Source organism: Janthinobacterium sp. EB271-G4-3-2 (assembly GCF_020858035.1).
Lineage (GTDB): Bacteria > Pseudomonadota > Gammaproteobacteria > Burkholderiales > Burkholderiaceae_D > Janthinobacterium > Janthinobacterium aestuarii.
Map to the genome: position 1 here is coordinate 212557 of NZ_JACYMG010000001.1, position 23061 is coordinate 235617.

8 protein-coding genes are annotated in these 23061 nt (G+C 58.4%); 5 read left to right on the forward strand and 3 right to left on the reverse strand.

Annotated elements, in window-relative coordinates:
- The first annotated feature begins 4 nt into the window (after window positions 1–4).
- Window positions 5–17893, forward strand: coding sequence for a hemagglutinin repeat-containing protein (locus IGS55_RS00955; protein ID WP_230516581.1), 17889 nt, complete (start codon window positions 5–7; stop codon window positions 17891–17893).
- A 3-nt stretch (window positions 17894–17896) separates the two neighbouring features.
- A complete protein-coding gene (locus IGS55_RS00960) occupies window positions 17897–18247 on the forward strand; it encodes a hypothetical protein (protein ID WP_230516580.1) in 351 nt (116 codons plus the stop codon).
- A 280-nt stretch (window positions 18248–18527) separates the two neighbouring features.
- On the opposite strand, the gene IGS55_RS00965 is transcribed toward IGS55_RS00960, so the two are convergent.
- A complete protein-coding gene (locus IGS55_RS00965) occupies window positions 18528–19457 on the reverse strand; it encodes a transposase (protein WP_230516579.1) in 930 nt (309 codons plus the stop codon).
- Window positions 19458–19562: 105 nt separating this feature from the next.
- On the opposite strand from IGS55_RS00965, the gene IGS55_RS00970 reads away from it, so the two are divergent.
- The 3 genes from IGS55_RS00970 to IGS55_RS00980 are packed head-to-tail and all read left to right on the forward strand — an operon-like array spanning window position 19563 to window position 20950.
- The gene (locus IGS55_RS00970; RefSeq protein WP_230516578.1) at window positions 19563–20045 is read left to right on the forward strand and encodes a hypothetical protein; all 483 of its coding nucleotides are present in this window, start codon (window positions 19563–19565) and stop codon (window positions 20043–20045) included.
- A gap of 56 nt (window positions 20046–20101) precedes the next feature.
- Window positions 20102–20593: a DNA/RNA non-specific endonuclease gene (locus IGS55_RS00975; RefSeq protein ID WP_230516577.1), complete on the forward strand. Its 492-nt coding sequence runs from the start codon at window positions 20102–20104 to the stop codon at window positions 20591–20593.
- A 9-nt stretch (window positions 20594–20602) separates the two neighbouring features.
- Window positions 20603–20950: a hypothetical protein gene (locus IGS55_RS00980; RefSeq protein ID WP_230516576.1), complete on the forward strand. Its 348-nt coding sequence runs from the start codon at window positions 20603–20605 to the stop codon at window positions 20948–20950.
- 759 nt (window positions 20951–21709) lie between these two features.
- Here the strand turns inward: IGS55_RS00980 and IGS55_RS00985 are convergent.
- Both IGS55_RS00985 and IGS55_RS00990 read right to left on the reverse strand, forming a co-directional pair.
- Window positions 21710–22102 carry a GtrA family protein gene (locus tag IGS55_RS00985; protein ID WP_230516575.1) on the reverse strand — a complete coding sequence of 131 codons (393 nt, stop codon included), beginning with the start codon at window positions 22100–22102 and terminating at the stop codon, window positions 21710–21712.
- The gene (locus IGS55_RS00990; protein WP_230516574.1) at window positions 22099–23034 is read right to left on the reverse strand and encodes a glycosyltransferase family 2 protein; all 936 of its coding nucleotides are present in this window, start codon (window positions 23032–23034) and stop codon (window positions 22099–22101) included. The genes IGS55_RS00985 and IGS55_RS00990 overlap by 4 nt, the downstream gene beginning before the upstream one ends.
- Between the last annotated feature and the right edge of the window lie 27 nt (window positions 23035–23061).

Genomic DNA, 23061 nt, shown 5'->3' on the forward strand with positions numbered 1-23061 from the left:
CAACTTGCAGCGCGGCAGCATCGTCAGCAACGGCGCCATGGCGCTAAGCGGCGAACAGATCGACCACCGCGATGCCCGCATGGTGGCAGGGCAGCTCAGCATCGACGCCGGCAGCCTGGATAACCGGGGCGGCAGTCTGGCGCAGAGCGGCCAGGGCGCGACCGGCGTGCAGGTGCGCGGTGCGCTGGACAATCGCGGCGGTGCACTGGAAAGCAATGGCGCGTTGACTGTACAGGCAAGCAATGTGCAAAACCAGAAGGGCCGCATTGTCTCAAGCACGGATCTGGCGCTGTCGACAGGCGCGCTGGACAACACGGAGGCGACCCTGGCAGCCGGCGGCAAGCTGCGCCTGGATAGTGGCGACATCGACAATACGCGCGGCCAGATCCAGGCGCTGGCGGGCGATGCAGCATTGACGGTCGCAAAACTGAACAATACGGCCGGCAGCGTGTTTGCCGGCGGCAACCTGGCCACGCAGGCCAGCGAGGTGATCAACAGCGGCAATGTGTACGCGGCCGGCAGCCAGGCGCTGCAGGTGAGCGGCGCTGTCAGCAACAGCGGCGTGATCGCCGCCCAGGGCGACAACCGCATCGATGCCAGCCGTATCGACAGCACGGCCGGCAGCCTGCTGGGTGCCGGCATCCGCGCCGATGGCAGCCTGGCCGGCAGCGGCCAGTTGCAGCTGACGGCTGCGCAAGCAATCAGTGCGCATGGCCAGAACCTGGCCGCCGGCAAGACCAGCCTGCACGCTGCCGGCATCGACCTGAGCGGCAGCCAGACGGGCGGCGCGGCGATTACCCTGAACGCCAGCACCGGCCATGTCGTTACCGACGGCGCACTGGTGACGACCACGGGTTTGCTGTCCGTGGCGGCGGCCGGCAGCAGCCAGATCCTGTCGAACGTGCGCGGTACCCTGAGCGCGGGGCAATTGGATTTGAAAACGGGAGCGCTCGACAACCGCAGCGGCACCATCATCCAGACGGGCAATGGCGACACGGCATTGCAAGGCAGCACCCTGGACAACACGGGCGGGCGCATCGCCGTCAACAGCGCCAACTTGACAGTGCTTGCGGATAAGGTGACTAACCGCGACGGCAGCATCGAGCACGCGGGCACCGGCAGCTTGCACATTGAGGCGGCCCGTTTCGACGACGAACGGGGCAAGGTGACGGGCAATGGGCTAGTCGATATCCAGGCGGAAACGGTCGATCACCGGCAGGCAGCCACCTCCGGACAGCAGCTACAAGTGCGGGCCAGCCAGCTCGATAACAGCGACGGCACCCTGCAGCAGACGGGGCCAGGGCAGATGCGCGTGGATGTGGCGCAGACCCTGGACAATACGCGCGGCAGCATCGCCGGCAATGGCGGCGTGCAGGTGCAGGCTGGCGTGCTGGACAACAGCAAGGGCCGCATCACGTCCGCTGCCTCGGCGGATATCGCCAGCAAGGGCGCGCTGACCAACACGGACGGCGTGATCGCGGCCACGCAGGCGCTGCAATTGACGGGTATCGGGTTTGATAACACGCGCGGCGTATTGCAGGCGGACAATTTACGTCTGGATGCGGCGACCTTGCTGAACCAGCAGGGGACGGTAAGCGCTGGCATGGACCTGACTGCGCGCGTCAGCGGCGACCTGGGCAATACCGGCCTGCTGTATGCGGGCCGCAACCAGCAACTGACGGTGGGCGACGTGTTGAACAACAGAGGTTCCATCGCCTCTGTTGGTAATACCAATATATCTGCTGGCAAGGTGACCAGCAGCGGTTTGCTGGGCGCCGGCGTCAAGGCGGACGGCAGCCTGGGCATGGCGGGCGACTTGACCATCAACGCTGATGGCGTGTTGCAGGCGAGCGGGCAGAACCTGGCGGCGGGCAGCGCCGTGCTGTCGGGCGAGGTTATTGATCTGTCGGGCAGCCAGACGGGGGCAAGCAACCTTGCCATCACCGCGCGCAGCGGCGACGTACTGACGAATAAAGCCGTCATCTCGGCCAGCAATCTGCTGGCGATTACCGCCAATGCGAACAACGCCCAGTCGCTGGTGAACAGCCAGGGGCAACTGGTGGGCGGTCAGTTGCAGCTGAACGTGGCGAACCTGAACAACACCAGCGGCGACATCGTGCAGACGGGCACAGGCGATACCATCATTACCACGGGCAAACTCGACAACACGGCCGGCCGCATCGCCGTCAACAGCAATAATCTTGCCCTGAACGCCACGGTGCTAACGAACATCAATGGCAAGCTGGAGCACGCGGGCAGCGGCCTGCTGGCCATCAACGCGGGCCAGTTCAACAACCAGTACGGCAAGATCACGGGTAATGGCAAACTCGACATCACCGCTGCGACGCTGGATCACCGCAATGCGATGACCGTGGCGAACCAGCTGACGGTGAAAGTTGACAGCCTGGACAATCGCGGCGGCAGTCTGGCCCAGACGGGGAGCGGACTGATGACGGTCGCGACCACGGGTCAGCTGGACAACACGGGCGGCAAGATCGAGGGCAATGGCGATGCGCTGGTAAAAGCCGCAACCTTGCTGAACAGCACGGGCCGCATCGTGGCGGCGCAGGATGCGGTATTGAACGTGGGCAGCCTGGACAATACGGAAGGGACGGTGGCGGCAGGGCGCAACTTGGCATTGACCGGCGGCGACATCGACAATACCAAGGGCCAGTTGCAGGCCGTGGCCGGCAACGCCACCCTGAACGTGGCGAACGTGAACAATGCGGCCGGCAGCGTATTTGCCGGTGTCAACCTGAGCACTACGCTCGATACCTTGAACAACACGGGTAGCCTGTATGCGACCGGCAACCAGACCCTGAACGCCAGCGCTACCATCACGAATACAGGCGTGATCGCGGCACAGGGTAATAACAACCTTACGGCAAAGTCTATCGACAGCAGCGCGAGCAGCTTGATCGGCGCCGGTATCCAGGCCGATGGCAAGCTGGGCACGTCGGGTGACTTGACGATCAGCACTGCGCAGAATCTCGCCGCGCATGGCCAGATTCTGGCGGCAGGCAATGCCAATCTGAGTGGCGCCACGCTCGATATCAGCGGCAGCCAGACTGGCGCCGCCAACATCGGGCTGACGGCGACACAGGGCGATGTCAACACCAGCAAGGCTGTGGTCACGACGCCAGGTACGTTGAGTGTTACGACCAATGCCACCTTGCACAACACGGAAGGCACTTTGCAGGCAGGCCAGCTCGACCTGCACGTGGCAAACCTGGACAACGCCAAGGGAACGGTGCTGCAGACGGGCACGGGCGGCACCATCATCGAGGCCGACAATCTGGATAACACGGCAGGGCGCATCGCCGTTAACAGTGGCAATCTGACTCTCGATGCCATCACGCTGAACAACCGCGATGGCAAGATCGAACATGCGGGCATGGGCATCTTGTCGGTCCAGGCCGGCTTGCTGGACAACAGCAAGGGCCGTATCACCTCGGCGGCAGCTGCTTCTGTCGTCAGCAAAGATGCGCTGAATAATACCGATGGCGTGATGGCTGCGGCAAGCGACTTGCACGTCGGCGGCATCACTATCGACAACACGCGCGGCGTCTTGCAGGCGGATAATTTGCGTCTCGATGCGGCATCCTTGCTGAACCAGCAAGGGACTGTGAGCGCCGGCACGGACCTGACGGCGAAAGTGAGCGGTGACCTGAACAACGCCGGTCTGCTGTACGCAGGCCGCAACCAGCAGCTGACGGTCGGCGGATTGCTGAACAACACGGGGTCGATTGCCTCCGTCAACAACACCCATATTACCGCTGGAAAAGTGACCAGCAGCGGCTTGCTGGGCGCCGGCCTGAAAGCCGATGGTAGCCTGGGTACGGCGGGCGATCTGACGATTAATGCCGATGGCGTGTTGCAAGCGAGCGGACAGAACCTGGCGGCGGGCAGTGCGACGCTGACGGGTTCCAGCGTGGATATGTCGAACAGCCAGACGGGTGCGGCAAACATCGCCATCACGGCAACTACTGGTGATGTGCAAACGAACAAGGCGGTGATTTCCGCCAGCAATCTGCTGTCTATTACCGCCAATGCTGCCAATGGCCAAGCTCTGGTGAACAGCCAGGGGCAACTGGTAGGCGGTCAGTTGCAACTGAACGTGGCGAACCTGAACAACACCAGCGGCGACATCGTGCAGACGGGCACAGGCGATACCATCATTACCACGGGCAAACTCGACAACACGGCCGGTCGTATCGCAGTCAACAGCGCCAACCTGGCCTTGAACGCGACGGTGCTGAAGAACGTCAATGGCAAGCTGGAGCACGCAGGTGCCGGCGTGCTGGCCATCCACGCGGGGCAATTCAACAACCAGTTCGGCAAGATCACGGGAAATGGCAAGCTGGACATCACGGCGACCACCCTGGATCATCGCAGTGCGACGACGGTGGCGAATCAACTGACCATCAACGCCGGCAGCCTGGACAACCGCGCCGGCAGCCTGGCGCAGACCGGCACCGGACTGATGACGGTGAACGCCACCGGCCAGCTGGATAACACGAGTGGCAAGATTGAGGGCAATGGCGACACGCTGGTGAAAGCGGGCACGTTGCTGAACAAAACCGGCCGCATCGTGGCGGCGCAGGATGCCGAGTTGAACGTCGGCAGCCTGGACAATACCGAGGGCATGATCGCGGCAGGCCGCAACCTGGCATTGAACGGTGGCGACATCGACAATACCAAGGGGCAATTGCAAGCTGTGTCCGGCAACGCCACCTTGAACGTGGCTGACCTGAACAACACCGCAGGCAGCGTGTTTGCCGGCGGCAACCTGCATGCGACGCTGGCTAGCCTGAACAATACGGGCAGCCTGTATGCGGCCGGGAATCAATCCGTGACGGCAAAAGGCGCCATTACCAACACGGGCGTCATCGCGGCGCAAGGCAACAACAACATCACGGCGAAGACCCTCGACAGCAGCGCAAGCAGCCTGATTGCTGCGGGCATGCAGGCCGATGGCAAGCTGGGCACGGCTGGCAACTTGACGGTCAATACTGCGCAAACGCTGGCCGCGCACGGCCAGGTTCTGGCGGCTGGCAATGCCAAGCTGACGGGTGCCACGCTCGACATCGGCGGCAGCCAGACCAGCGCCGCCAACATCGGCCTGATGGCAACACAGGGCGATGTCAGCACGAACAAGGCGGTCGTCACGACGCCAGGCACGTTGACTGTGACGAGCGCCGCGACCCTGCATAACACGGATGGCACTTTGCAGGCAGGCCAGCTCGACCTGCACGTGGAAAATCTGGACAATGCCAAGGGCACGGTGCTGCAGACGGGCACGGGCGATACGAGCATCGTTACCGGCAATCTGGACAATACAGCTGGGCGCATCGCTGTCAACAGCACAAACTTGAACATCGATGCCGTCAAGGTCACGAACCAGGACGGCAAGATCGAGCACGCGGGTGCGGGTACGTTGAATCTGCAAGCAGGCGTGTTGGACAACAGCAAGGGCCGCATCACGTCCGCTGCCTCGGCCGATATCGTCAGCAAGGGTGTACTGAATAACACCGAAGGCGTGATTGCCGCCACGCAGGCGCTGCAGTTGACGGGTATTGGGCTCGACAATACCCGAGGCGTGTTGCAGGCAGGCAATTTACGTCTGGATGCCGTTACCTTGCTGAACCAGCAGGGCACGCTCAGCGCCGGCACGGACCTGACGGCCAAAATCAGTGGTGACCTGAACAATTCCGGCCTGCTGTATGCGGGCCGCAACCAGCAATTGACGGTCGGCGGCTTGCTGAACAACACGGGGTCGATTGCCTCCGTCAACAACACCCATGTTACGGCCGGCAAAGTGACCAGCAGCGGTTTGCTGGGTGCCGGCGTGAAAGCCGATGGCAGCCTGGGCACGGCGGGCGATCTGACCATCAATAGCGATGGCGTGCTGCAAGCGAGCGGGCAGAACCTGGCGGCGGGCAGTGCCATGCTGACGGGGGCCAACGCGGACCTGTCTGGCAGTCAGACGGGCGCTGGCAATATCGCCATCACCGCGCGCAGCGGCGATGTCATCACCAACAAGGCAGTGATTTCCGCCAGCAATTTGCTGGCCATCACGGCGAATGCAAACAACGCCCAGTCACTGGTGAACAACCAGGGCCAACTGGTGGCGGGGCAGTTGCAGCTGAACGTGGCCAACCTGAACAACGCCAGCGGCGACATCGTGCAGACGGGCACCGGCGACACCGTCATCACGACAGGCAAGTTGGACAACACGGCCGGCCGCATCGCCGTCAACAGCAATAACCTTGCCCTGAACGCGACCGTCTTGACGAACATGAATGGCAAACTGGAACACGCGGGTGCCGGCATCTTGGCCATCAACGCGGGCCGGTTCAACAACCAGTTCGGCAAGATCACGGGCAATGGCAAGCTGGACATCACGGCAGTCGCCTTCGACCACCGCAATGCGACGACGGTGGCGAATCAGCTGACGGTCAACGCCGGCACGCTGGATAACCGCAGCGGCAGTCTGGCGCAGACGGGCACTGGCTTGATGACGGTGGCGGCTACCGGCCAGCTGGACAATACGGGCGGCAAGATCGAAGGTAACGGCGATGCGCTGGTGAAGGCAAACACTTTGCTGAACAATGCGGGCCGTATCGTGGCGGCGCAGGATGCCGAGCTTACAGGGGGCAGCCTGGATAATACGCAAGGCACGGTGGCGGCAGGGCGCAACCTGGCATTGAGCAGTGGCGATATCAACAATACCAAGGGTCAATTGCAAGCCGTGACCGGCAATGCCAGCTTGACCGTGGCGAACTTGAACAACACCGCAGGCAACGTGTTTGCCGGCGCCAACCTGAACGCGACATTGGCCAGTCTGAACAATACGGGCAGTCTGTATGCGGCCGGCAACCAGACCTTGACCGCCAGCGGCGCCATTGTGAACACGGGTGTCATCGCGGCGCAGGGCAACACCAGCCTGACGGCGAAAACCCTCGACAGCAGCGCAAGCAGCTTGCTCGGCGCCGGCATGCAGGCTGATGGGAAGCTGGGGGCGGCCGGCGACCTGACGATCAGCACTACACAAACGCTGGCCGCGCATGGCCAGAACCTGGCGGCGGGCAAGGCGACCCTGACAGGAGCCAGCGTGGATCTGGCCGGTAGCCAGACCAGCGCGGCGAATATCGGCCTGACGGCAACACAAGGTGACGTCAGTACGAACAAGGCGGTCGTAACGACGCCAGGCGCGCTCAACATCACGACCAATGCCGCCTTGCACAACACGGAAGGTACTTTGCAGGCAGGCCAGCTCGATCTGCACGTGGGCAACCTGGACAACAGCAAAGGCACCGTGATACAGACGGGCACGGGCGATACCGTCATCGAGACAGGCAAACTGGACAACAGCGCCGGACGCATCGCCGTCAATAGCAATCACCTGACCCTGGGCGCGGCCATCTTGACGAATGCGGGTGGCAAGATCGAGCATGCGGGGGCCGGCACCCTGTCCATCACGGCTGCGAGCTTACAGGGCGCAGGCGGCAACATCATCGGCAACGGCGCCGTTGATCTCAAGGCCGGCATGCTTGACCACGCCAACGCGACCACCACGGGACGGTCCCTGAACGTGCAGGCTGACAGCCTGAGCAACCGGGGCGGCCATTTGCTGCAGACGGGCGCGGGTGGCATGACGGTCGCCGTTACCGGCCAGCTCGATAATACGAGTGGGGAAATCGCTGGCAACGGCGTGTTGTCGGTGCAGACCGGCAGCCTGGACAATACCAAGGGCAAGATCACCTCGGCCACTTCCGCCGACATCGTCAGCACCGGCGCACTCGTCAATACCGACGGCGTGATCGCGGCGGCGACGGATCTGCACTTGGGCGGGGCCATCGACAATACGCGCGGCTTGCTGCAGGCAGGCACGGGCGCCTTGAGCCTAGATGCGGCCAGCCTGCGCAATGCGCAGGGCACGCTCAGCGCGGGTACGGATATCACGGCCAAGGTCGCCGGCGACGTGCTCAACGCTGGCGTGCTGTATGCGGGGCGCAACCAGAGCCTGGAGATCGGCGGCTTGCTCAGCAATACAGGCTCGCTGGCCGCGCTGGGCAATACGACGATCACGGCGGGCAGTCTGAGCGGCAACGGCCTGCTGGCAGCGGGCATGCGCGCCGATGGCAGCTTTGCCTCGGCTGGCGACCTGACGGTGAAAACGGCCGGCGCCTTGCAAGCTGGTGGCCAGAACATGGCGGCGGGCCAGTTGCAATTGACGGGCGCATCGGTCGACGTGACCGGCAGCCAGACCAGCGCGGCGAATATCGGCTTGACGGCCATGGCGGGCAATGTGACGACCAGCAAGGCCGTCGTGTCGACCAACGGCTTGCTCTCCATTACGGCCAATGCCGCCAATGGCCAGGCACTGGTGAACCAGGGCGGCAGCCTGAGCGCGGGGCAACTGGCCCTGCGCGTGGCTAACCTGGACAACGCCAAAGGCACCGTGATCCAGACGGGCACGGGCGACACCGTCATCGAAACGGGCAAGCTGGACAATACGGGCGGGCGCATCGCCGTCAACAGCGCCAACCTGCGCCTGCAGGCGGGCGACTTGACGAATATCGATGGCAAGATCGAACATGCGGGCAAGGGTGTGCTGGACATCCGCGCCACGAATCTGTATGGCCAACGTGGCCAGCTGACGGGCAATGGCGCGCTGCAGGCGGCGGCCAATTACATCGATCATCGCAACGCCAGCCTGCTGGCGCAGCAGGTGAACGTCTCCGCCGGCATCCTCGACAATCGCCAGGGACAGATCACGCAGTTGGGCACGAGCGCGGCAACCGTGCTGGCCAGCACGCGCCTGGACAATAGCGGCGGCAAGATCGAGGCAAATGGCAATGTGCGCGTGGAAACGGGCGCCTTGCTGAACGACCATGGCCGTATCGCGTCCGCGCAAGATGTCAGCGTGGCAGCGACGGGCAAGCTGGACAATACCAGCGGCGTGCTCATTGCCGGCCGCGATTTGACCGTGGCCGGCGGCAAGGTAGACAACACCTTGGGCCAGTTGCAGGCAGCGGGCGGCAATGCGCAATTGACTATGGACGAGCTGCTCAATGAGCAGGGCAGCATCGTTGCCAGCGGCAATCTGACGACGACGGTGGGCAGCGTGCGCAACAGCGGCAGCCTGTTTGCCGGCACAGAACAGGTACTGACCGTGACGGGGGCGCTGGAGAATGCCGGCGTGATCCTGGCCCAGGGCAACAACACGATCAGTGCCAAGAGTATCGATAGCGGCGCGGCCAGCCTGATCGGCGCGGGCGTGAAAGCCGACGGCAGCCTGCAGGCGAGCGGCAACCTGCAAGTCACGGCGCAGCAGGCATTGGGAGCGCATGGGCAAGTGCTGGCGGCAGGCAATGCCGTCGTGCGCGGTGGCAGCGTCGACCTTGGCGGCAGCCGCAGCAGCGCCGGCAATATCAGCCTCACGGCGACGACAGGCGATGTCAGCACTAGCGGCGCCGTGGTCACCACGCCGGGCGTCCTGACGATCACGGCCGGTGCGAATAGCCAGACCTGGAACAACCAGCGCGGCGATATCAGTGCCGGCCAGCTGAATGTTGGCGTGGGCAACCTGAACAACCAGCAAGGCAGCATCGTGCAGACGGGTGCCGGCAATACGGCCATCGAACTGACGGTGCCAGCGGGCGTGCTGGACAACACGGGTGGACGCATCGCCGTCAACAGCGCCAACTTGACCCTGAAGGCAGCCACGCTGACGAATACGGATGGCAAGATCGAACACGCGGGCAGCGGCACCTTGAGCCTGCAAACCACGCAGCTCAACGACTTGCGCGGACAAATCACGGGCAATGGCGCCCTGGTCGTCACAGCCAATGTCATCGACCACCGCAACGCCAGTACCATCGCGCAACAATTGAGCGTGACGGCCGCTACCCTGGACAATGGGGGAGGCAACCTGACGCAGCTGGGTAAAGGTGATACCAACATTCAATTGACGACCAGCCTGGATAACCGTGGCGGCACGATCGCCAGCAATGGCAACACGACGATTGTCGCCCCGAGCCTGAACAACCAGGGGGGCAAGCTGCAGGCGGCTGGCACGGCCAACCTGACGGTGACGGCAAGCAATGTGCTCGACAACCGCCATGGCGGCGCCATCGCCGGCGGCGGCAATGTCGTGCTGAGCGCAGGAAATCTGCTGAACCAGGGCGGCAGCGCCACGGCGGGCGGGCAGCTGACAGCGAACGTGGCGCAGGCATTGAGCAATGCGGGCGGCTTGCTGGCGGCCACAGACAATATGACCGTGAACGCAGCCAGCGTCGACAACAGCGCCGGCGGCAAGCTGGCCTCGGTACAGGGCCAGTTGCAAGTGATCTCCACGGGTGCGACCATCAACAATGGCGGCACCCTGCAAGCGGGTGGCGACATCATCCTGCGCAATGGCGGCCTGTGGAACGGGCAAGGCACCATTGCGGGCGCGAACGTCACGCTCGACACGCACGGCCAAGTCTTCAACAACACCCAGGGCACCTTGGCGGGCACGGGAAGCGTCAACTTGCAGACAGGCATCCTGGACAACGATGGCGGCTTGCTGCAGTCGGGCGGCGCCATGACCATCGATACGCACGGCAACGCCTTGCTCAACACCAATGCGGGCGCGTATGCGGTGCGCCATCCGGGCAGCGCTGGCGGCATCAGCAGCGGTGCCGGATTGACCCTGCAAACGGGCAGCTGGAACAATGCAGGCGGTTACCTGGGCGCTGCCGGCAACATCACGGGCAGCGTCGGCCAGCTGGATAACCGTGGCGGCCAGGTCGTCGGCAAGTCGGCGCTGGACCTGGCCCTGAGCGGCTTGCAGAACCAGGGCGGGCAAATCCAGGTGCTGGGCAATATCGGCTTGAACGCCGGTGGCGGCAGTATCAACAACCAGCAAGGCTTGATCCGCTCCGGCGCGGCCGTCACCGTGAGCGGCGGCGCGATCGACAATGCCAGCACCATGGGCGCCAACCAGGGCATCGAAGGCATCCATGTGACCCTGAACAGCGCCAATGTCAGCAATGTGCAGGGCGCGGTGCGCGCCGATGGCAACCTGGCGATCAACAGCGCAGGTATTATCAACAACACACTGGGCATGCTCAGCGCCGGCGGCGCGCTGGCGCTGCAGGACACCGGCCCCGGCCGTGGCCTGGCCATCACCAACACGGGCGGCACCATCATCGGCGGCCAGCGCACCGACATCCGCGCAGGCAGCCTGAGCGGCGACGGCAAGGTGCTGTCACAACAAGATATGGCGCTGGACCTGGCCGGCAACTTTACGCTGAACGCGGGCGCCGAGATTATGGCCAATGGCAATGCCGGTATCACTATCGGCGGATTGCTGACCAATGCTGGCAAGATCCAGGCGCGCAGCACCCTGACTCTGGGCGCCGCGAATTTTGAAAATACGCTCACGGGCGACATCAACGCGGGTACGACGCGCGTCAACGTCGGCGGAGTATTGAACAACCGTGGCGTGATCGATGGCATCAACACGGAACTGAACGTGGGGACGCTGAACAACATGGGCACGGGCCGCATCTATGGCGACCATCTGAGTATCGGTGGCGGCACCGTCAACAACGACGTGGAAGGCGGCGTGGCGGCCACCATCGCGGCGCGCGAGCGGCTCGATATCGGCGTCACGACACTCAATAACCGCGAACACGGCCTGATCTTCAGCGGCGGCGACCTGGCCATCGGCGGCTACCTGGACGGCAACCGCATCGCCACGGGCTGGGCTGGCTCGGTGACGAATGCCAGCGCGACGATCGAGGCGTTGGGAAATTTGGATTTGGCTGCGGGGCAGTTCCGGAACTTGAATGTGCCATTCCGTATCGAGAAGCTCGATAGCGGATCTGAAACAGTGGTTGAGTATTCTGTATTGGGGGCAGGGGACGCGGATAAGCGTTATCGTTCTGATGATCCCAATTTCTCCTTTAGCAACGGTTATCCCGTCATTAATGGGTTTGCGCAGAAAGAATATAAAAAATACGAAATTACTCGTACTTTCCGCAAAGATACTGTTGTTGCCTCCGATGCAGCAAAGCTGGTCGCGGGTGGTAATTTGACAATACATTCATATGATGCTCTTAATCAGCAAAGTCACGTTATTACGGGAGGCAAGCTAACAGTGCTAGGAACGACCCTCGTCAATCCGGTACTGGAGCTGGAAACCTACTTCCAAGAAACGGGAACGGTCACGAACTACCTGTATGTGCCTTCGGGGCCATCCGGCGGCTTTATCAACAAACCAGTCACGATGAGATACGAACCAGTTGAGAAGCGTTCCAAAGACCTTGTCAACCAGGTTTATGAAAGAAAGACCTATACTTTGCCCTCGGCAACTGGAGCAGGCGGAGTCAAGGTCGGCACCAGCGCTGCTGGGGGCGCAAGTGTCGACATGCTGCAGACCTCGGTAAGCAAGACCCCCGGCGAGATTGCTGGGGTGCATGCAGCCGGTGGGAACGGCGCGAAGACGGCGAGTGGAACCGGCCCGCTTGATGGTGCCAGCGGTATCGCTGGCGTAGGACCGGCCGGCCGCGTTGATGCAGTTATCGGGACAGCGCTTGTCGCTGCCAGCGGCAACGGCGTTAAAACATCGTCGCCTGGCGTCGGCGGCAATGGCGTTAAGGTTGGCGTTAATGGTCAAAGTGTCACTGCGGTTTCTGGCGGAACGGAACAGAGTGGCAGTGCTCGCCTTGGAAATGCGGGCAAGATGGCAGCGCACGATGGTGTGCAAGGCGGCGCCATCGATACCATTCATAGGGACGGTACTGCAAATGGAATCGATGCGGGGTTGCTGGCCACGGACTTGCAGGGACATTCTCAGTTAGTCGTCGGCGGTGATGGCGTATCAGACAGTAGCCGGCTTGGCGGAGCGGCTCAAACGGCATGGCATCAGGCCGTGCAGGGCGATGCGGTTGGCGCTGTCAATGGAACCGGCGCTGCGGGTAAGGTCGATGCGGGCTCGCTGGCTACCAACCTGCAAGGAGTTTCACGGACAGTGGGCGGTAGCGGAGGCTTGCAAGGCAGCGACCGTGCAGGGAATGCGGGCCAGGCTGTCAATCTTTGGGACGTGGCAAATGTGACTGTGGGGAATGCAAGCGGTCCAGGTGCCATGGCGCCAGCAGACATGGCAGCGCCAGGCAGCACGTCTGTCTCGCAGGCCATGGGCAAAGCGTCGCGCGTTACCAGTGCAGGTGGTGCATCGCAGGCCAAGATGAACGAGTTTGCTCAAGTGGCACTGAGTAATCCTGGTGGCCGTGCACAAGTTGTGCGTACGGCGTCGCCTTCAATGCAGTTGCCCAACGCCAGCCTGTTTCGCACCAGTCCAGCTCCTTCGTCGCGCTTTCTCGTTGAAACCGACCCCCGGTTTGCCAGCTACCGTGATTGGACAGGCTCGGACTACCTGACCAGCAAGGTTCAGTTGGACCCGGCAGTGACACAGAAGCGCTTGGGTGACGGCTTCTATGAGCAACGCCTGGTGCGGGAGCAGATTGCCGAGCTGACTGGCCAGCGGTTTGTCGGCGACTACAGCAATGATGATCAACAGTATCGGGGTCTGATGGATGCCGGGGCGGCGTATGCCAAGACGTGGGATATTCGGCCTGGCGTTGCATTGACCCCGGAGCAGATGGCAGCATTGACCAGCGACATCGTCTGGCTGGTGGAGCGGGAGGTGGCACTGGCCGACGGTAGCACGCAGAAGGTACTCGTGCCGCAAGTATATGTGCGTGTGCGGGAGGACGACCTTGATGGATCGGGCAGTTTACTTTCCGGTAAAGAAATTGATATCAGCCTGTCTGGTGACTTGATCAATGGCGGCACGATCGCCGGCCGCGAGCTTGTCAGGCTCAATGCGGAGAACGTCGAGAACCTGCAAGGCCGCATTCACGGTGATGCAGTTTCGGTGGCGGCTAAAAATGACCTGAATAACGTGACAGGCACGATTTCGGCAAATAGTACATTGTTGGTTTCCGCTGGCCGCGATATCAATATAAAGAGCACCACCGCAACGACATCCTCGCAATATAACTATACGAATTCATCAAGCACTGCAGTCGATCGTGTTGCAGGACTTTATGTCACCGGCGACGGGGCAAGTGGCGGTGGCACGCTGTTGGTCACTGCTGGACGAGATTTGACTATGGTTGCGGGGGTCATCGGAAATGCTGCCAGCGGTGGTGCAACGCTTGTTCAGACCGGTCGCGATATACAGCTCGGGACGCTTGCAGTGGGCAGCAGCGAAAATACGCTGTACGACACCGATAATTTTTTCAAGAAGAACAGCACTAATGAAGTAGGTAGCCAGATTGTGGGCGAAGGCCATATCACTGTTCAGGCGGGCAACAACTTGGTAGCCAAGGCCGCCAGTATCCAGGCCAGCGAGACCTTGACACTAACGGCGGGTCATGATGTTAGTCTGATCAACGGTGTATCGACGTCAAGTTACGATAATGCCGTCAAGCACGAATCGAGAGGTCTTCTTTATAGCGTCACCACGACGACGCGCGACACGCTAGAGTCAAGCGGAACTATAGGCACCAGTGTAGGCGGGAAGACGGTGGTGATAAAGGCTAATAATGATGTGCATGTGACGGGATCGGATGTGCTTGCCGATCAAACGGTCAGCATACTGGCTGGTAATAACTTGACTATTGATGCCGCTGTCAATACCAGCCGTGAGACGCATTATAGAAAAGTTGACGAAAACGGTCTTCTGGGAGGGGCGGGATTTGGCTTCACTTACGGTAAGCGCACGACCACTACAGACCAGGAGCGTGATGCGCAGACCCAGAGTGGTTTGGCAGTCAGTAAAGTGGGAGCGATCGGCGGCGACCTCGTATTGAGCGCAGGCAATGCGATCAAGATAAGTGGTAGCGAGGTGATGGCAGGCCAGGACATGAATTTGATCGGCCGTAGCGTAACGGTAGATCCGGGCAAGGACGATGTCAAAGGCAAGTTTGAGTCCAAGATGACGCAGGATGGCTTTACGGCGGCCTTGGGTGGAAGTGTGGTCAGTGCCTTCCAGACCCTGCAAACCATGAGTTCTGCGGCCAGTACGGCCAAGGATGGCCGCGTCACAGCCATGGCGGCGGCGACCACGGCCATGGCCGCCAAGGACGCTGCCAAGGACATGATGAAGGAAGGCGGTCCAAGCATCAGCATCAGCCTGACGGCGGGCCATTCGGAAAGCATCCAGACGCAAACGACGGCCAGCACCACGCATAGCGGCAGCGTATTGACAGGCAATAATATCAATATCACGGCCATGGGCGGCGGCAGGGATAGCAACATCAATATCCTGGGCAGCGACCTGAACGCGAAAAATGATATTCGCCTGCATGCCGATAACAACGTCAATCTGCTGGCCGCGCAGGACACGGAAAGCCAGCACAGCAAGAGTTCGAGCCTGAGTGCGTCGGCAGGCGTGGCGGCCAGTGTCAGCAGCAAGGGCATGTCTTTCGGCTTCACGGCCAGCGTCAGCGGCAGCAAGGGGCATGAGGACGGAGATGGCACGACGCAGCTCAACACGCATGTGAATGCGGGCGACAAGCTGGTGATCAGCAGTGGCGGCGATACCAACATCAAGGGCGCCGTAGCCAGCGCCAACCAGGTAATTGCCGACATCAAGGGCAACCTGAACCTGGAAAGCCTGCAGGACACGGCCAAGTTCGACAGCAAGAGCCAGAGTTTCTCCGCCAGCGGCACGGTCGGCTATGGCGCCAGTTTCAGCGCCAGCTATAGCCAGAGCAACATGCACAACGACTATGCCAGCGTGCAGGAGCAAAGCGGCATCAAGGCGGGCGACGGCGGCTTCCAGATCAAGGTGGGCGGCAATACGGACTTGAAGGGCGCCGTCATCAGTGCCACCGAGGCGGGTAAGCTTGACAGCAGCTTGGTCACGGCCACCTTGACGCATAGCGATATCGCGAATCATGCGATATCGAAGGGGAGCAGTGTGGGGGTGTCGGGTGGCATGTCCTTTGCTGGCACGGGAACACGAAATGAGAACCTGACGGATGTCGCTGGCAAAAAAGATGCTACGACAGTGGGCCTGCCAGCTATCGTTTCCCTCAGTGAAAATTCCACCAGCACGACCCGCAGCGGCATCAGCGGCGGCACAATCGTCATCACAGATGATGCGGCTCAGCGCGCGGCGACGGGCAAGGGAGCGGATGAAGCTATCGCCGATCTGAACCGCGATGTGACGACTGGAGTGGATTCCAGCGGTAAGATTGGCAATAATTTTGACAAGGCTGCGCTGCAGGCGTCAATGGATGTGACGGCGGCGTTTGCGGCAGCGGCGGCAAAGGAGGTAGGAGACTATGCCTCCGCTAAGCTGAAAGAGGCGGCACTGTTAGAGCGTAAATCGGGTGAGCTTAGTCAATCTGATCCTGAGAGAAGCAAAGAGTTAAAGCGTCAAAGTGACGAGATCAGGAATAACTGGAAAGAGGATGGGCTAGCGCGAGTGGCCTTGCATGCAGCGGTTGGTGGGCTTGCCGGCGGTACCGACGGTGCTTTGGGCGCAGGTGCCGCGGCGTTGTCGACGGATACTATTGCCAAGCAACTTAAGGAATTGGACATGCCGGAAACGCTGCGTAGTGCGCTGACATTGGCAGCGGGTGCAGCGGTGGGGGGCGCAGCTGGCGGTGCGACGGGAGCGGCTAGTGCAGCGAATGAAGTGGCGAATAATTACCTTAAACATGAAGAAATATTAAAACTAGAAAAGAAAAATTCTGAGTGTATGGCAGGAAAAGCTTCTTCGTGTACTGAACGAGATGAGTTGCAAGCAGAGAGTGAGCAGCGAGACCGTATCCTGGATGACTGTCGAGGAAATGCAAGTGCCTATTGCAATGGAAAAAGGCAGGAGGTACGTTTTGCATACTCAGAAATCATTCGAAAATCTGATGATGTATTTGGAACGTTTGGCGTGCCGAGACTTACGTATTCTATTGAGGCAGGAAATACTCAAAATCAGGCTAATTCGACATTCGGACGATTGGACTTGTTGAGGGCAAGAAATTCTGGATTCGCTGATAATATTCTGGATGGTGCTATATATTCGTTTAAAACTTTTCTTACGACACTCAATGCCTTAACTTTTGATGTTGATGCTCAAAAGAGGGTTATGGATTCAGCATCTGGAATTTTTGAGGCGGCAACCAATCCAGAGAAAACGTTCTCAGAATTGGGGAAATCCATTCGGGCACGAAATAATGAACTTGCATTGGCTTATGAACGGGGGGATGTCGAGACAATTGGAAGAATTGGAGGCGGGAAGGCAGGTGATTTTGTCGGGCTCTTCGTTGGATCGGTAGGGAAGGCAGGTAAGGTAGAGAAGGCACTTGATGATACGTTGAAATCGGCTGGAAAATATGAGCAGACTCTACTGCGAAATGCAGATGGTTTTTTGGAGACAGAGGTTAGAGTTACGCCGTTAGATGCCCAGAAAAAACTTAATACCAAGGATGTTTTGGGGAATGGTGGGTTTAAGCCAACCGAGGCAGCGATGGCTGCCCAGTTAGAGTCTGTGTTGGGTACAATGGATCGCTATCCGGTTCCAGCAGGGGGAAGGGGAGGAAAGTCTCCAGATTTTGTCATTTTAGATGGTCCTAATGCAGGAAAAACTGTTGATGCAATGTATACGACTGACAGGTTGACGGCCAAGGAGATCGATGGCCTGAATAAGTTTTATGAAAAATCTTTTAAATCAGGTAGTGCGCAAATTGGAATTATGGAACATTTGTCGAAGGCGGATTTTGTTCCTATTGATTTTAGAATTTTGAATTCTGAAAATCAAAAGATATTTATGGATTACGCTAAGACTTTACCTATTGATTCGCGTAAAAAAATTATTATAGTGAGGTGATTTATGGGTGTTATTATTGTTGGTTTTGTTGACCCGGAGAAGCCGGTGTCGGTAGAGAATTTATCTTGGGCTAGTATAAATGATTCTATCTGGAGTGTTTTTGGTGATATTTTTGATGAGGTTTTGATTTTCAATAATCGGATATTGTCTAACGTGAAGAGTGAAGAGTTTATTTATCAGGAGGCTTATTCATTTCAGATGCTTGATCGGGATGACTTTATTTTGTTGGTCGAAATTATGCGTGATTATTTTTCCAAGCTTGAGGGCGGGGGAGGTGCTAGAGAAATAGCGGCGGAAATATGGGTGAGTGATATTGAACCTTTGATTGTTAAGGATTTTAGATATATGGAATGAAAACATAATGGTTTAATTCGGGTTGTTACTAATATCTGAGTAATTTTATATAGTGACTGTCTAGCTAGGGAGTCTAGGGCCAGATACCGTCTTGAATGGAAAGTCCTTTTTCAAAATAATGCGCATCAAAGGGCTTGTCAGTATGGATCACGCTTTAGATCAGATGTGTTAGTTTGTGCGTGAGCGCGCCAATCACGGCTTTTTTCCCATGTCCGTTGGGCAGGATCGTGGAGCCGGGGTCATGTGGGGCCGGGGTCAGGTCCGCTATTTGTACACGATCTCAGCCTTGACCGTATCGATTTGCAGCAAGTTGCGCCTTATTAAATGCCGATACGGCTCGACTGACTGTCTTGCTCGAGACGTGAAAAGCGGCGGCGATATGGGACATGGTAAAAGCGGTAGACAGATACGCGCGTGCCATTGCCTCGTCTCTGTCTGCATAGCGGGCCTGATATTGCGCGAGTGACAGTGTGACTGCGCGGCGCTGCTGCCTTGGCGTATCTTTGAATGCATTGGAACGCTGCGATTGCTGATGTGCCGAAACGAAGGTGTCATCGCCCAGTAGCACTTGGTGGCAGGTATGGGCGAGCGGACTAGTTTCGCCCATCCCGGCCGCGACAAACCGAGCATAGTTGGCGACCGCCTCGTCGCGCGTGGCGCCAAATTGGCTCAAGAGCCAGTCACGCGCCAACCAGCATGGAGGCACTGCTTCGTCCAAAACGTAGTGATGGCTGCTCCAGTGCCAGTCGTCGGGTGATGCCACCATGTGCGCCCGGACTGGATTCAAGACGCTGTAGCGGGCCAATTCCAACAGATACTTTTCTTGCTGCACCAAGATGGCTTGATAGCGGCCTTGCAATACGTGCCCGACAAGCTTGTGGCGCCGATTGAAATGCTGGGTATAAACGCCATTCAGTTGGCGCATGCCCTGCGACAGATTCGCTTCCGCCGTTTCAACGAGTAGATGATAATGATTGCTCATCTGGCAGAAACTGTGCACGACAAAATGGTGCCGTTCACACACATGTTCTAATACTTCTTGCCAAACAAAGCGATCAGTATCGTCCCGATAAATTGCGCCACGCCGGTCACCGCGCGAAGTAACGTGGTAGAGGGCACCGGCGAACTCAAGTCTTAGTGGTCGCGTCATGCGGTAGACGATACCTGAGCTATGTGCATTGGCGCTGAGATTGCGCAGAGGTTTGGACATTGGCATGGCTGAGGTCGTGTCTGAATACTGGACCTGACCCCATCCCCCGACCCCATCCCCCGTGTGGAGCAAACTCTTTTGGGGGCGGTGGCGTCACCAGGCGACGTGGGGGAGTATGACTATTCGCCAGACAATGCTCAGCCGAATGTTTTCCTGGGGACCAAGGTCATTGATAAGGGGACGCAGGGCGTCGGCGAGGTGGTCACCAAAATTGGGAAGTTGATCGATAGCAATATCGGTGCAAAGTATACCCTTGAAGCGCTTGATTTTGCGTCTGGGGCGATCATTTATGGCGTCAATAAAATACCAGCAGTGGAGAAATTGAAAAATCAAGCTGCGGATCTGGTTAGCTCTTTCTTCGGTGAAGGTTTCAAAGACGCGGGATATGGCCAGTCGGGGATTGATAACGGTGCAGTTGGTGGTACGTCGATTTCGATGGTTGGGCTGGGCGGATTTGCTGGCATGATAAAAAATGCCGGGAAGATAGCCAAAGTTTTCCCCAATACCCATGTAAATCTGAAAGATGGGGCCCCAGATGTCCCGGCGCCACATAAGGGGGCAGCGAAAAGCCACATGAAAATAAAGTAGTCAATGAAAAGGCTGGGAATCCGAATGCAAATAATTCGGAAAATCCCAATAAGAATTTGGAGATTGATGCCAGGCCGGTCAAGGATATAGAATCAGGAAAAAAAGGTGAGTGGAACAAGGAGTTGAATAAGCCTCAGCCAAATACCGTTTATGTGGTGGATTCAAATCATACCTATCGTACGGATGAATTTTCACGCGTTGTCCATGTCGAGGGTGAACTTACCCTGAACAAACATGATAGGAATGGATATCAGCAGTGCAAGGCAGGCAAGTGTGGCGTTGCTGGTGATGAAGGCGGGCATCTGATTGGCGCACAATTCGATGGCGCAGGGGAGAAAATTAACCTTGTGCCAATGAACTCGAGTTTGAATCAAGGTCAATGGAAAGCCATGGAGCAGACATGGGCTGTTGCGTTAAAAGACGGAAAGAAAGTAAGTGTTGATATTCGGCCTACGTATGTGGGTGCTGACGCTAGACTCACCTCGTTTATGGTAGAATATAAGGTGGATAATGTGAGGTGTAAAGTTATTTTTAATAATAAGGCTTAAGGATAAAAAATGGAATCGAAAGATATTGAAATATCTAAAGAAGTTGGAAAATATTTATATAATATCGCTCCGGAAGATGCAAAAATAATTTTGATGATTGCAGTCCTTTCTCCTGAAGGTGATGTTGGTCGATTTGAGTTTTATTCAAATAACGGAGTCGCCGAAAGCAATTTCTCCATCAGTGATTTGGAGAATCAGAAACTTCTTGATTTGGTTGGTGAACATCAGCAATTCATGGTCAGCAATAATCAGCCTGCATGGACACGTTGCGAATTTACGGTAAATGTTGATGCCGGTAAATTCTCTATGGATCTGGGTTATGAGGGGGATTTATTTAAAGAAGGTTCGTTGCGATAATCGATAGGTGATTTTTCATCGGTATGGTGAGGTTTCGTCGAAATGGCGAAGCCTCATTCCGTCCGTGAAATTGTTACTGATCCTGGGTACCGCAACACCGGGGCACCTCAAGCCGCCGTACTCAGGAGCGGGTTCCGATCCGCCATTTGGATACGATCTCAGCCTTGGCCGTTGCGATCTGCAGCAAGGTGCCCTTTATTAAATGCTGATACGGCTCGACTGACTGTCTAGCTCGAGACGTGAAAAGCGGCGGTAATGTGGGGCATGGTAAAGCGGTAGATAGATAAGTGCGTCCCATTGTTTCGACTTTGTCGCTATAGCGGGCGTGATATTACGCGAGTGACGGTGTGACAGCGTGGCGCTGAAGATCGGCGTATCCTTAAATTTATCGGAGCGCTTCGATTGCTGCTGTGCTGAAATGAATGCGTTCTCGCCCAGAAGAATCGGATGACAGGTGCGAGCAAGCGGACTGGTGTCTCCTATCCCGACCGCGACAAACCGGCAGTAGCGGATTTTGTAGGTGAGGGTATTTTTTGAGGGTATCGGTAACTGAATAGTTTGGAAATCACCGAAAAATCAACCGCTTAGCCACCTCGTTGACCATCGAGTGGGAATAATTTCCCGTCCGGCACCAAACGTGGCGCCGGGCTAAGAAGCAACCAAGCTCCTGATATTTTTTTCAGAGGCTTTTTTGTCCGGCATGTCCTGCGGTAAAGTGGCGGGCATTGGACCGCATCAGGCAGCTTCGTCCCGTCTGCATCAGTTGCCGGACGATTTCGGCCGGTACAGCAAACGAGATAGCGTAAAATTAACTCCCAGGGCGGCAATGGAACCTGCCGCTACCGCGGCCCATGGCTGCGCCCGTGCGTACGCCACTGTGGTGATGCACAGGGCATATATCGCGTAGTTGACCAGTGCGCCCAACGCCATCAGGCAGATATAATGCAGCCATTCGGCGGGGCTGGCTAGGCTGGCGGTGCGGAAGGTGTAGTGCCGGTTGCAAAACCAGGTGAAACTGGCGGCCGCCAGGAACGAGAAAATGCGCGCCTTGTATGGATTAGTGGCAACCGTCTGCAGCAATAATTGCAGCACGCCCGCATCGATGACGAAGCCCAGCGCACCGATCAGGCAAAAGCGGACGAATTGGCTCATCGCGGGCGTTGTGGTGGGGCGATTTGCAGGTAGATCAGACGTTTGATTTCCTGGCGGCCACGGGTGACGGTATCGAGTATGAGTCCACAGGCGACCGATAGCGCTGCCGTGATACCCATGCCCGTTACCAGCACGGCGGTTGGGAAGCGCGGCACCAGGCCCGTTTCCGCGTAGGTGACGAACAAGGGTATGGCCAGCATGGTCGCCAGTACTGCCAACAGCGCGGCGATGCCGCCAAAGAATGCCAGTGGGCGCTCTATACGGAACAGCTTGACGATCATCAGCAGGATGCGCACGCCGTCGCGATAGGTGTTCAATTTGCTGTGCGAGCCAAGGGGGCGCGATTTGTACGCGGAGGCGATCTCATCTACCGACATGCGCAGTTCAAGCGCGTGCACCGTCAGTTCGGTCTCGATTTCAAAACCGTTGGCGAGGGCAGGGAAGGACTTCACGTAGCGCCGTGAAAACACGCGGTAGCCGGACAGGATGTCGCTGAAGGAACGGCCAAACAGGCGCGCCACGCACTCGGTCAGCAGCCAGTTGCCGAGCCGGTGTCCGGCCCGGTACGCCGCAGTTTCTTTGGTGATGCGGCGCGCCACCACCATGTCGAGCTGATTGGCGAACAGGCTGTGCAGCATTGCCGGTGCGCTCGCGGCCGCGTAGGTGTCGTCGCCGTCGACCAGTACGTAGGCGTCCGCTTCGATGTCGGCAAACATGCGCCGCACCACGTTGCCCTTGCCTTGCAGGGGCACGCTATACACCACCGCACCATTTTCCCTGGCAATTTCGCTGGTGCGGTCGCTGGAGTTATTGTCGAAAACATACACGGTAGCGCTGGGGAGGGCCGCAACAAAATCACGGACCACGGCACCGATGGCGACTTCTTCGTTGTAACAGGGAATGAGTACTGCGATTTGCTGCTGGTGGATCATTAAGTTGTTCCTGTGGGGGATAGCCAT

Excerpts from the sequence above, each read along its gene's own strand:
- IGS55_RS00965 (WP_230516579.1), bottom strand. The coding sequence starts at position 19,457 with ATGTCCAAACCTCTGCGCAATCTCAGCGCCAATGCACATAGCTCAGGT.
- IGS55_RS00985 (WP_230516575.1), bottom strand. The coding sequence starts at position 22,102 with ATGAGCCAATTCGTCCGCTTTTGCCTGATCGGTGCGCTGGGCTTCGTC.
- IGS55_RS00980 (WP_230516576.1), top strand. The coding sequence starts at position 20,603 with ATGGAATCGAAAGATATTGAAATATCTAAAGAAGTTGGAAAATATTTA.
- IGS55_RS00960 (WP_230516580.1), top strand. The coding sequence starts at position 17,897 with ATGGGTGTTATTATTGTTGGTTTTGTTGACCCGGAGAAGCCGGTGTCG.
- IGS55_RS00990 (WP_230516574.1), bottom strand. The coding sequence starts at position 23,034 with ATGATCCACCAGCAGCAAATCGCAGTACTCATTCCCTGTTACAACGAA.